The following is a 12,167-nucleotide window of genomic DNA, read 5'->3' on the forward strand; positions in this document are numbered from 1 at the left end:
TTGTGTATGAAAATTATTTGCCGAAATTCACTGTGGGTGCGTTCGAGATTGCTTTTTCATTCTCAACCGTAAACGAGGGCTTGACCTTGTAGCTGAAGACCATCGCGGTCAGATTGGTCGGGAAGCTGCGTGCCAGCACGTTGTATTCTTGCACTGCAACAATGTAACGCTGACGCGCCACCGTGATTCGGTTTTCGGTGCCTTCCAGTTGCGATTGCAAGTCGCGGAAGCTGGTGTCGGCTTTCAGGTTCGGATAATTCTCCGACACCGCCATCAGGCGCGACAGCGCGCCGGACAATTCGCCCTGTACTTGCTGGAACTTGTTGAAGGCTTCCGGATTGTTCAATACTTCCGGCGTGATCTGGAAACTGGTGGCGGCAGAGCGTGCCTTGATCACTGCTTCCAGCGTCGCACTCTCGTGCGAGGCATAACCCTTGACCGTATTGACCAGGTTCGGAATCAGATCGGCGCGGCGCTGGTATTGGTTGACCACTTCGCCCCAAGCCCCTTTGATGCCCTCGTCCTTGGCCTGGAAATCGTTATAGCCGCAGGCCGACAGGGTGACGCTCAGTACCGCGATTGCAATCAGTTTCAGCCATTTGTTCATTCTGGTTCTTTCGAAGATATTTGATAGGCAATGCAGCAAGCACCATGTTACCGCTCAAAGCGTTATTTTGGGGGCTGCGCCGGGATTTCAATTGCCTGCCGCCCACGGCCATGGAGAAAATGCCATGGCCGCCCTCTCCCCCAACCCCTCTCCCGCTCGCGGGAGAGGGGCGCGTAGTGAGTCGCTACGCGACTTCCATGTTAAACAGCATGATCGGTGGAGTTACAATGCACGGGTTTGCCTCATTCAAGATATGTCATGACATTCATCGAAAAGTTATCCGCCGCCTGGGCCGCGCACGATTCTCTGTTGTGCGTCGGACTGGACCCCGACATCAGCAAATTCCCGCCCCATCTGCAAGGGCAACCGGACGCGATCTTCACTTTCTGCAAGGCGATTATCGATGCGACTGCCGATACCGCGTGTGCGTTCAAGCCGCAAATCGCCTATTTTGCTGCGATGCGGGCCGAAGATCAGCTGGAAGCGCTATGCAGTTACATGCGCGTCAATTATCCACAACTGCCAGTGATTCTGGACGCCAAGCGCGGCGATATCGGCGCCACCGCCACACAATATGCGCGCGAAGCGTTCGAGCGCTACGGTGCCGATGCGGTGACGGTGAACCCATACATGGGCTCCGATTCGGTCGCCCCGTATCTGGAATGGCAGGATCGCGGCACCATCGTGCTGTGCCGCACCTCGAACCCGGGCGGCTCCGACCTGCAATTCCTGAACGCCAACGGCCGTCCGGTGTACCAGCATGTGGCGCAACTGGTGGCCGAGAAATGGAACACCAACGGCCAGTGCGCGCTGGTGGTCGGCGCCACCTTTCCCAACGAACTGGCGCAAGTGCGTGCGATTGTGGGCGAGATGCCGCTGCTGGTGCCCGGCATCGGCGCTCAGGGCGGCGACGTTGCCGCCACCGTGGCGGCCGGCAAGACCACCGATGGCTGCGGGATGATGATCAATTCATCCCGCGCGATCTTATATGCGGGGCAGGGCGAAGATTTTGCCGCTGCCGCACGGACGGTTGCACTGGCGACGCGGGATGCGATTAATCGCTGCCGCAGATAGGTTCGGCAAATAGTAACTATTCAGACTCGCTAAGCGAGGACAGTTTGATCCCCCTCCCCCTTGCGGGAGAGGGTTAGGGAGAGGGCCTTAGCAAGCATTCCGGCAGCATTATGTGGCAATGCAATTAAGGTTGAGCCTTGTTTTGACCACCTTGGCCATTGCGCGCTCCCTCTCCCCGGCCCTCTCCCGCAAGCGGGAGAGGGGGCAATCCATAGCGGACTGAATAGAACGGCAAATAAGCCAATTTCGCACTTCAAGAGAAATAAGCAAAAAATGATTTCGAAAGACTCCCATTCCCTCGACCCGGATGACTGGCAAGCGCTGCGTGCGCAAGGTCACCTGATGCTGGACGACATCATCGATTACATGGCAAACCTGCGCCAGCGTCCAGTCTGGCAACCGATTCCGCAGCACAAGCGTGACATCTTCACCGAACCCTTGCCGGCCGCGCCGACTGATCTGGCGACGGTGCATGACAGCTTCATGCAGGACATTCTGCCGTATGCAGCCGGGAATACGCATCCCGGCTTCATGGGTTGGGTGCAGGGCGGCGGCAATCCGGTCGGCATGCTGGCTGAGATGCTGGCGGCTGGTTTGAATGCCAATCTCGGCGCGCGCGATCAGATGCCGCTGGAAGTGGAACGGCAAGTGCTGCGCTGGGTGCGCGAACTGTTCGGCTTTCCGGATACGGCCACTGGCTTGTTCGTCACTGGCAGTTCGATGGCGAACCTGATGAGCGTGCTGGTGGCGCGCACTGCGGCGCTCGGGCTGGAAGTGCGGCAGCAAGGGCTGGCCGCTGACGGCCGCCGGCTGACCGCCTACACTTCGGCCGGTGCGCACGGATGCATTGCACAAGCGGTCGATTTGTCGGGGCTGGGTTTTGACGCGTTGCGGGTGATTCCAATGAATGCGCAACATCAGATGGATCTGGCGGCGCTGCAGCGCGCGATTGCTGCCGATCGAGAGCAGGGTTTCACGCCATTTTTCATTGCCGGCTCGGCCGGTACCGTCAACCACGGCGCGATTGATGACTTGACCGCGCTGGCCGACATCGCGGCCAGCGAACGGCTGTGGTTTCATATCGATGGCGCTTACGGGGCGCTGGGGATGTTGTCGACCGAGATCGCCCCGCGTCTGAAAGGCATCGAGCGCGCTGATAGCATCGCCTTCGATTTCCACAAATGGATGCAGGTGCCTTACGACGCGGGCTTTTTTCTGGTGCGGGACGGCAGCTTGCATCACGACGTTTTTGCTTCGCCGGCGGCCTATCTGCGGCGCGAGACCCGCGGCCTGGCGGCTAGTTCGCCCTGGCCTTGCGATTTCGGCCCCGACCTGTCGCGCGGTTTCCGGGCCTTGAAAACCTGGTTTACGATTAAAGTCTACGGCACTGAAAAGCTCGGCCAGGTGATTGCCGGCACCTGTGCACTGGCGCAATACCTGCAGCAAAAAATCGAGGCCGAACCGAAGCTGGAACTGCTGTCACCGGCCTCGCTCAATATCGTTTGTTTTCGCTATCGCAGCACCGAGTGTGATCGCGTCAATGCCGAACTGATAGCCGATCTGCACGAATCCGGCATCGCCGCGCCATCCGCCACCACGGTCAACGGCTGCCTGGCGATACGGGTGGCGATCGTCAACCATCGCACCGAGAAGCGCGATATCGACGCCCTGTTCGACGCAGTGATCAAGCTGGGCGATGCAGCGGGCAAGTAAAAAAGATGCGATAGATATTGAGACAGCTTGATAGCCAGCATGACGCGGACTTCATTCATGGCGGCTGGCTGGGCAATATCTCCGGGACGGAATTGCTGGTTGTATTGGGATTATGCTGAAAACAGCATGAAAGCAGGATAAGTAGAATAAGCAGGCAGCCACAACAGAAAACACCGGGACACTCAGTGTCCCGTGTGGCTGGGTTTATGCTAAGTCGCACCGTAGAGGTATCAGAAGCTGGTTTACCTCTATCGTATAAGCAGCGACAAATATTATGGTTTTTTCATCATTTCATCATTCTTCATCATGCACTCTTTCATCATCATTTCATCTTTCTCCATTTTGCAGTCCTTCATCATCATGTCGTGCTGCATCTTCATGTCCTGCTTATCCATCATGCGGTCTTTATGCATCTTGTCGGGTCCAGGTTGCGCGCATCCTGCCAGTACACCCAAGGATATGCTCAGCACTGCAATAAGCTTATTCATATTGTTTTTCCTCAAATATAAGTTGCATAAGTCGCGCGATATTGCGCAATTTAGTTTAATTAAATTTAGTGATTACTTTGTTGTCGCGGCTCAAAAAGGTGCTAATTGAAGTGGTCAAAGCCATGCAAATCCGTTGCTGGGAATGGTTTGGCATACTCGTAACCGGACCGGTTGCCAGAACCAGGCACGTATGCGGGTGAGCATGTGGCGTGCCAGTTGGTTCATGCCCTGCAATAGGGTGAGGTTGAGATGGAATCGGAAAATTGCCGTTTTTAGGATGCAGCAGGCGTTTTCAGGAAGCGCAATATCCCGTTCAAGCTATGTACCACGGTCTGTTCACGCACCGCGTGCCGGTCGCCGACGAACACTTTGCGTTCGGTTGTGATCCGCCCGCCCATGGCCCAGCTGAAGCAGACGGTGCCGACTGGCTTGCCCGGCACTGCGCCGGTGGGGCCGGCAATTCCTGTGGTGGCGATGGCGATGTGCGCATTGCTGTTGGCCAGTGCGCCTTGCGCCATTGCAGCGGCGATTTCTTCGCTGACCGCGCCGTGTTGCGCAATCAGCACTGCCGATACACCCAGCATTTCAGTCTTCGAGTCGTTTGAATAGGGGATGTAGCCGCAGTCGAACCATTCCGAGGAACCGGCAATTTCAGTGATCGCTTGCGCCACCCCGCCGCCGGTGCAGGATTCTGCGGTGGCTAGCAGCAAGTCTTTTTGTTGCAGTGCTTGGCCGACTTCTGCGGCTAATTTGATGATGTCTTCCATTTCAGTCCCCTCTGGTTTGTCACTGTTGTAAATCTAAACTTAGTCCTAAATCTTTATATTGCGCGCCACAACGCGAACACCAGCAAGGTGTAAAACGCTGCCATGATGTCGTCCCACATTACGCCAAAGCCTCCCTTGAGGTGTTGGTCGAAATAGCGAATTGGTGGCGGCTTAACCATATCAAAAAAACGGAACCAGACAAAGGCCCAGAATTGGGTCGCGAGATCGGCCGGTGTAATGAAGAGCAGCACCAGCCAGAACGCGATGATTTCATCCCATACCATGCTGCCGTGGTCAGGCGCACCCAGATTGCGGCCGGTGATGGCGCAGACCCAGACCCCGAGCGCGAAGCCGAGCACTATGATGATGGCCCAGTTGGCCGGGGTGAAGAGTTCCGGCCAGCGCAAGCTCAAAACTGCAAACGACAGCCAAGCGTACAACGTGCCAGAGGTGCCTGGCATGATCGGCGACAAGCCGCTGCCGAAGCCCTGGGCGATCAGATGCGCCGGATGGGCCAGCATGAAGCGGGCAGTGGCTTTGATCGGGTGGGCGCTACGGCTGGGTTCAGGTGTATTCATGGGGACGTGAAGTGGTCGAAGGAAGAGTACTGCAGGTCGAGCGTCGCGCCGCTGGCGTCAACCAAACGCAGGCCGGTGGCCGGCTCGATGCTGCCGATGCGCGTGACGGCGGTGCCGGCAGCGTGCGCCGCAGCCAGAACTGCGGCCCGTTGCGCGGTGGCGGCGGTGAAGCAGAGTTCGTAATCGTCGCCGCCGGCTAGTGCAAATTGGCGCTGTAGCGCTTGCGGCTGTCGCGTTAGTACCGGGCCCAGCGGCAGTGCATCGAGGTTGATCCGCGCGCCACAACCGGAGCGCTGCAAGATATGTCCGAGGTCGCCGCTCAGACCGTCCGAGATATCGATGGCGGCATGGGCGACGCCGCGCAAGGCCAATCCGAGCGCCACACGCGGGGTCGGCGCATCCAGTCGCAGTGCGGCAGCGGCTTGGCTTGCTTGGTCGAGCGCGACTTCCTGCCGCAAGCCGGCCAGCGCCAGGCGCGCGTCGCCCAGCGTGCCGGAGACCCAGATATCGTCGCCTGCCTGCGCGGCGTCGCGCCGTAGCGCTTGCCCGGGCGGGATTTCGCCGAAGATGGTGATGCAAATATTCAACGGCCCGCGGGTGGTGTCGCCGCCGATCAGTGCGCAATCGTGGGCATCGGCCAGCGCGAACAAGCCGTCGGCAAATCCGGTCAGCCACGCGCAATCGGACTGCGGCAAGGAAAACGCCAGCGTAAAGCCGAGCGGTCGAGCGCCCATTGCTGCCAGGTCGGACAGGTTTACGGCCAGGCATTTATGGCCGAGTTTTTTCGGGTCGGCAGCGGGCAAGAAGTGCCGCCCCTCGACCAGCATGTCGCTTGAGACCGCCATTTCCATGCCTGGCGTCGGACGCAGCAGTGCGCAATCGTCGCCGATTCCCAAGGTAATTTGGGAACGGCTCCGATTGGGACGGGTGAAGAAGCGAGCAATCAGGTCAAATTCGGAAATTGTGCTTTTGTGGATTGTTGATGCCATATTTTTTCAGTCATGGTTCTTTTTAAAGAGCGCAGTAGGATGGGTGCAACCCATCACATATCGCACTTACAAGATGGGTTGCACCTATCCTACGGCACTATCGGGTGGTAGGGGCGGGTTTGGAACCCGCCCCTACGTGCACTCCGACTTAAAAGCCCAGCCGCGCACCTGCGCCAAACAAAGTGGCAGCGCCCAGAATGGCGAAGATTGCCGCTGCAATTCTGTGCACCAGGAGCACCGGCATTTTTTCGGCAATCCGGTTTCCCAGGAAAACCGCCGGCACGTTGGCGATCATCATGCCCAGCGTGGTGCCGGCTACGACGGTAAACAGCGCCTGATACTGTGCCGCCAGCGCAATCGTGGCGACCTGTGTCTTGTCGCCCATTTCTGCCAGAAAAAAGGCTACTAGCGTAGTGCCGAACACGCCGAAGCGGGCGAATTTTGCATCGCCTTCATCAAATTTGTCTGGAATCAGGGTCCAGATTGCCATGCCGATAAACGAGATGCCGAGCACCCAGCGCAGGGTTTGCGGCCCCATCAGCGTGGTAATCCAGGCTCCGAGCGCGCCGGCGAAGCCGTGATTGGCAAGGGTGGCTACCAATATGCCGAGCACGATGGGAACCGGTTTTTTGTATTTTGCGGCGAGGATAAAGGCGAGAATTTGTGTTTTGTCGCCGACTTCGGCCAGGGCTACGATCCCGGTCGAGATGAGAAATGCTTCCAATTGATGCTCCCAGGCCGGATATAGAACCAATGACTATGCCGCTCCCCGGCCAGTCCAGGGCAGCATAGTCATAGGTCTTGCCAAGCGTCAGGAGCCTGCCGGACTTGGGAGGAATCGGTTTGATTTCCCGATCTCCCAAGTCCGGCAGGCTCCTGGCACCGCTTGCACCATGGCCGAAAGGCCAAGCATGTTGACGCAAGCCCCGGCAATCCAGATTCTGTAACAACTGGATTGTCGGGCGGCTACTCCCCCGTGACTGCGCGCATTTTATGACATTAACGGGCGCGCGGGGGCGGTTTTATGCGCAGCGCTGCGCAATATACGCCAGTGCTTCTTCGACCTGATCGATCAGAATCAGACATAAGTCGCCGGCTGCAAGGCTGGCCAGTGCGGTATCGATGGCCAGGAATTCGCCATGCACTTCCTTTACCGACTTAGTGCGCTTTGCTTGTTTCAGGCCATCGCGCAGCAGTGCCATGACTTCGCCGTCGGCACGGCCGCGCTGGCACTGGTCTTCATACAGGATGGCTGCGTCGAAGGCGTCTCCGAGGATCTCGGTTTGGCGGCGAATGTCGTGGTCGCGCCGGTCGCCGGCAGCACTGATGACGACCGAGCGGCGCTGCGCCGGCATGTTCTCGATTGCGGCCACCAGCGCCGCAATCGCATCCGGATTGTGGCCGTAGTCGGCAATGATGGTGGCATCGTTAAAGGAGAACAGGTTGAATCTTCCCGGCGCCGTGTGGGCGTCGTTGATGAAGGTATTCAAGCCGGCATGAATGGTTTCCCAGCCGAGGCCCAAACCCCATGCGGCGCCAATCGCCGCCATCGCGTTTTCAACCTGAAAGCCGATAGCGCCGTTGCGGGTCAGCGGGATCTGTGCCAGCTCAATCCGATGCGTGTTCCGGCCTTGTGCGGCGACAATTGCGCCCTGTTCCAGATACACCACGCGTAGTCCTTGAGCGCGGTGAGTCGCAATCACCGGATGGCGGTGATTCATGGCGAAATAGGTAACCGAGCCGGGACAGCCGATTGCCATCTCGGCCACCAGCGGGTCGGCTGCGTTGAGCACCGCTACCCCGTTGGCTGCCACGTTTTCGACTATCACCCGCTTGACTACAGCGAGGTCTTCCACGGTACTGATGAAGCTCAAGCCGAGGTGGTCGCCGACACCGATATTGGTCACCACGGCGACGTTGCAGCGATCGAACCCGAGCCCTTCGCGCAAGATTCCGCCGCGTGCGGTTTCGAAAACCGCGGCGTCCACATCAGGGTGCATCAATACGTTGCGCGCACTGCGCGGACCGCTGCAATCGCCGCTGTCGATGCGCTTGTCTTCGATATAAATACCATCGGTGCTGGTCAGGCCAACCCGGTATTTGTTGGTTTTCAAGATGTGCGCAATCAATCTCGCAGTGGTGGTTTTGCCATTGGTGCCAGCCACGGCGACTACCGGGATACGGCCATCGTCGCCCTCGCGATACATGGTGGCAATGATCGCTTCGCCGACCGGACGGCCTTTGCCGTATGAAGGGTGCAGATGCATGCGCAAACCGGGTGCTGCATTGACTTCGACAATCCCGCCGCCTTGCTCTTGCAATGGCTTGCGCACGGTTTCGCACACCACGTCGACGCCGCAAATGTCGAGTCCGATCATCTGTGCTGCTTCCACCGCGCACGCTGCCAGCTCCGGATGCACGTTGTTGGTGACGTCGGTCGCGGTGCCGCCGGTGGAGAGGTTGGCATTGTTGCGCAGCGCCACCGGCTCGCCTTTGGGAGGAATGCTCTGGATCGTGTAGCCGTGCTTGGCTAAGGTTGTCAGGGTAATGCTGTCGACTCTGATTTTGGTCAGGGAGGTAGCGTGGCCGTCGCTGCGCAGCGGGTCAAGGTTGATGTTTTCGATCAGTTCGCCGATGCTGTGAATGCCGTCGCCGATGACTTGCGGCGGGGCGCGGCGGGCTGCGGCGATGAGTTGATTGCCGATCACCAGCAAGCGGAAATCATGACCGGGCAGATAGCGTTCAACGATCACGTCAGAGCTGATTGCCGACGCTACAGCGAAGGCCTCCAATACTTCTTCGCGGGTCTTGATGTTGACCGCGACGCCTTTGCCTTGGTTGCCGTCACGCGGCTTGAGCACCACCGGGCCGCCAATTTCAATGGCAGCTTTCCAGGCATCTTCCGGATTCGATACCGATCGGCCTTGCGGTACCGGCACCCCTGCTGCGTGCAGCAATATTTTGGTCAGTTCCTTGTCTTGCGCAATCGCTTCGCCAATGGCGCTGGTGCGGCCGGTTTCTGCGGCTTGAATGCGGTGCTGCCGGCTGCCCCAGCCGAATTGCACCATGCTGCCTTCGGTCAGGCGTCGGTACGGAATGCCACGCACGGCTGCCGCATGCACAATGGCACCGGTGCTAGGCCCGAGCCGCACGTCTTCATCGAGTTCGCGCAGGCTGGCCAGCGCTTGCGCCAGATCGAACGGCGTGTCTGCCACTGCGGCGCGGCACAGATTTTGCGCCAACTCGAAGGCAAGCCGGCCGACTGCTTCTTCGCTGTACTCGACTACCACCTGATAGGTTCCTAGGTCGATTGTTTGCACTGAGCGGCTGAAAGTGACCGGGCATCCGGCCTGTGCCTGCAGGCCGAGCGCCGCGGCTTCCAGCGCGTGCGCCATGGAGCAGGGGGCTTTGTGGCGCACCTGATCGAGAAATTTTATTTCAGGAAAGCGTGCGCGCAGTCTGGCTTCGAAGCCAGGGATGTCGGTAATTGAACGTTCTGTGTCGAGGCAAGACACGATCGCTTCGATCGAGGTATGACGGCTCCAGAGGTTGGGGCCGCGCAATGCTCGAATACGTGATATTTCCATGAATATTTCCTTGTGTGCATTCAGCACGCTGAACGTGCATTGATGCAGCGAATAGTCTTAATGTGCGACGTTCTTATTATCAAAATCGAAGGTTTGAATGCCGGCGCGGATCAGATCGTCGGCAATACCCAGCGCCCAGGCCGCAGCCACGGCGGCCTGAATGTTTTGTGTAATCAAGGGCCGCTGGGCGGGGTCCGGAAAGGATATGGTGCCGAGATCGAGGACGGCGGTCTGGTTCATGCCGGTGGCCAGCACGACGTGGCCATTGTCCACAAATACGCAGCGCCCGCCCTTGGCGCGGTGCTTGGCTACGGCAGGGATTTCCCAGGAGGTGCTAAAGAAAATCACGCTGCCATCGCACAAGGCCGCCATCTCGGCCACCAGCGGATCGGCCGCATTGAGTACCGCCACCCCTTCCGGCAGCACCAGGTCGACCTGAGTGCGTGCAACATTGACCATTTGTTCGGCGTTATTGATATGCAGTTCCGGCAAGCACTCCTGGGGATCGATGTTGGTCACGACGCCGACCTGGCAGCGGTCATAAGCCAGTCCCTCGCTCAGAATGGTGCGCCAGCTATTTTCAAAAACGGCGGCCTCTACCGACCGGTTCAGCAGAACCCGGTGCGCCGCCTGCCAATCGGCGCAGTCGCTTGATTCGACGGGCTTTTCCCGTAAATACAAACCGTCGCTGCAGGCCAGCCCGACATACGCACCGTGCAGGTGTAGCAGTCGGGCGATCAGGCGCGCCACCATGGTTTTGCCCGCGCTGCCGGTCACGCCAACAATCGGAATCCGGCCGCAGCCGTTGCTGTTCTGTGTAGCCGGGAACAGGTGATCGACGATCGCTTGCCCAATCGGACGGGCCGGGCCATCGGCCGGTTTCAGGTGCATCAGCAATCCGGGGCCGGCGTTGACTTCGACAATCGCGCCGCCTTGCTCTTCCAGCGGACGGGAAATGTCAGCAGCGACCAGATCGACCCCGGCGATATCTAGTCCGATGATGCGCGCCGCCAGCGCGGCGGCAGCCGCCACTTCCGGATGGACCAGATCGGTGACGTCAAAGGCGACATTGCCATTGCGCTGGATCAGTACCGTGGCGCCGGCCGGCGGCACCGCATCAGGGCTAAAGCCCTGGCGCGACAACTCCAGCAGTACCGCAGGGTCTTCATCGATCAAGACCAGATTGAGCGGGTGATCTTCGGTGGTGCCGCGGCGCGGGTCGGTATTGATTTGATCGTCTATCAGTTGCGTGATGCTGGCTTTGCCATCGCCGATGACCGATGCGGTTTCGCCGCGTGCGGCTGCCACCACCCGGCCGCCGACAACCAGCAGCCGGTGTTCGTTGCCGGCCACGAAGCGCTCGACTATGACTGCGCTGCCTTCCTGGGCTGCCAGTTCGAAAGCCGCTTCGATATCGCTGCGCGTTTTCAGGTCGGTGGAGACGCCGCGGCCGTGGTTGCCGTCCGAAGGCTTGAGCACTACCGGAAGGCCGATATCTTGCGCGGCTTCCCACGCATCTTCGAAGTTTTCGACAATCCGTCCTTCGGGAATCGGCACGCCGCAGGATTGCAGCAGATTTTTGGTCAAGTCCTTGTCGCGCGATATGCTTTCGGCAATTGCGCTGGTGGCATCGGTTTCTGCAGTCCAGATGCGCCGTTGTCGGGCGCCATATCCCAGTTGCACCAGATTGCCTTCGCTGAGTCGTATCGAAGGGATGCGCCGTTCGTTTGCGGCATCGACGATGCAGGCGGTGCTGGGGCCCATAGCTACTGAATCGCGTATTGCATGCAGCTCTGCAACGGTCGCTGCAACATCGAACGGTTGATCTTCGATTGCCGCCATGACCAGATCGCGTGCCGCTACCAGCGCCGCCCGACTGACCTGCTCGTGTCTGGCGCGCACTGCGATCTTGTAGACGCCGCGCTGCTGGGTCTGGCGGGCTTTGCCGAAACCGCTTTGCATGCCGGCCAGGTTTTGCAACTCGATCATCACGTGTTCCATGATGTGCGCCGGCCAGGTGCCGTCGCGCAGGCGTTCCAAAAAGCCGCCGCGCTCGCCGATCCCGCAGCGATGCTCAATGAGTCCCGGCAGCCATGCTGTCAGGCGCTCGTAAAAGCCGGGAATGGTATTGGAGGGTGCATCTTCCAGGTCATTGATATCGACCCAGGCTTCCAGGACCGGGCGATAAGTCCAGATGTTCGGCCCGCGCAAAGACAACACATTGATGATGTCGATAGTTTTTTTATTCATATGAATAGTGAGGCGGTTAGATGAAAAGCAAAAAATGTATACACAAAGTAACTTTAGAGCGCCTGGCGAGATTTGGTTTGGATTAGCGGAGGGAAATTTTGTGCGGATGTGAAA

Annotated in this window: 10 protein-coding genes and 1 riboswitch; of the genes, 2 read left to right on the forward strand and 8 right to left on the reverse strand. The window is 58.9% G+C overall.

The features are described from left to right. Window positions 1-13: 13 nt before the first annotated feature. Complete coding sequence (locus tag KGFNPO_RS03755; RefSeq protein ID WP_472614836.1) at window positions 14-607, reverse strand: LemA family protein; 594 nt, start codon at window positions 605-607, stop codon at window positions 14-16. 258 nt (window positions 608-865) lie between these two features. Here KGFNPO_RS03755 and pyrF point away from each other — a divergent pair, with 258 nt between their 5' ends. Together pyrF and KGFNPO_RS03765 are read left to right on the forward strand one after the other, a co-directional pair. After that, window positions 866-1,681 carry an orotidine-5'-phosphate decarboxylase gene (pyrF, locus tag KGFNPO_RS03760; RefSeq protein WP_472633160.1) on the forward strand — a complete coding sequence of 272 codons (816 nt, stop codon included), beginning with the start codon at window positions 866-868 and terminating at the stop codon, window positions 1,679-1,681. Between the two features lie 273 nt (window positions 1,682-1,954). Further along, a complete protein-coding gene (locus KGFNPO_RS03765) occupies window positions 1,955-3,394 on the forward strand; it encodes a pyridoxal phosphate-dependent decarboxylase family protein (RefSeq protein ID WP_472633161.1) in 1,440 nt (479 codons plus the stop codon). A gap of 272 nt (window positions 3,395-3,666) precedes the next feature. On the opposite strand, the gene KGFNPO_RS03770 is transcribed toward KGFNPO_RS03765, so the two are convergent. From KGFNPO_RS03770 to KGFNPO_RS03800, 7 genes are all read right to left on the reverse strand, one after another. Next, a complete protein-coding gene (locus tag KGFNPO_RS03770) occupies window positions 3,667-3,882 on the reverse strand; it encodes a hypothetical protein (RefSeq protein WP_472633162.1) in 216 nt (71 codons plus the stop codon). Window positions 3,883-4,154: 272 nt separating this feature from the next. Further along, entirely contained in the window at window positions 4,155-4,649 is a 495-nt protein-coding gene (locus KGFNPO_RS03775) for a CinA family protein (RefSeq protein WP_472633163.1), read from the reverse strand. 53 nt (window positions 4,650-4,702) lie between these two features. Further along, a complete protein-coding gene (locus tag KGFNPO_RS03780) occupies window positions 4,703-5,227 on the reverse strand; it encodes a phosphatidylglycerophosphatase A family protein (protein WP_472633164.1) in 525 nt (174 codons plus the stop codon). Continuing rightward, window positions 5,224-6,216 (reverse strand): thiamine-phosphate kinase, encoded by a 993-nt coding sequence (thiL, locus tag KGFNPO_RS03785; RefSeq protein WP_472633165.1) that lies wholly within the window; start codon window positions 6,214-6,216, stop codon window positions 5,224-5,226. Before thiL ends, KGFNPO_RS03780 begins: the two co-directional genes overlap by 4 nt. A 148-nt stretch (window positions 6,217-6,364) precedes the next feature. Next, complete coding sequence (locus tag KGFNPO_RS03790; RefSeq protein ID WP_472633166.1) at window positions 6,365-6,940, reverse strand: TMEM165/GDT1 family protein; 576 nt, start codon at window positions 6,938-6,940, stop codon at window positions 6,365-6,367. Between the two features lie 121 nt (window positions 6,941-7,061). Further along, window positions 7,062-7,203: riboswitch (yybP-ykoY riboswitch) on the reverse strand. 35 nt (window positions 7,204-7,238) lie between these two features. Continuing rightward, window positions 7,239-9,803 (reverse strand): cyanophycin synthetase, encoded by a 2,565-nt coding sequence (gene cphA, locus KGFNPO_RS03795; protein ID WP_472633167.1) that lies wholly within the window; start codon window positions 9,801-9,803, stop codon window positions 7,239-7,241. Window positions 9,804-9,860: 57 nt separating this feature from the next. Continuing rightward, entirely contained in the window at window positions 9,861-12,053 is a 2,193-nt protein-coding gene (locus tag KGFNPO_RS03800) for a cyanophycin synthetase (protein ID WP_472633168.1), read from the reverse strand. Between the last annotated feature and the right edge of the window lie 114 nt (window positions 12,054-12,167).

It is taken from the genome of Gelidimonas diazotrophica, from assembly GCF_055694025.1.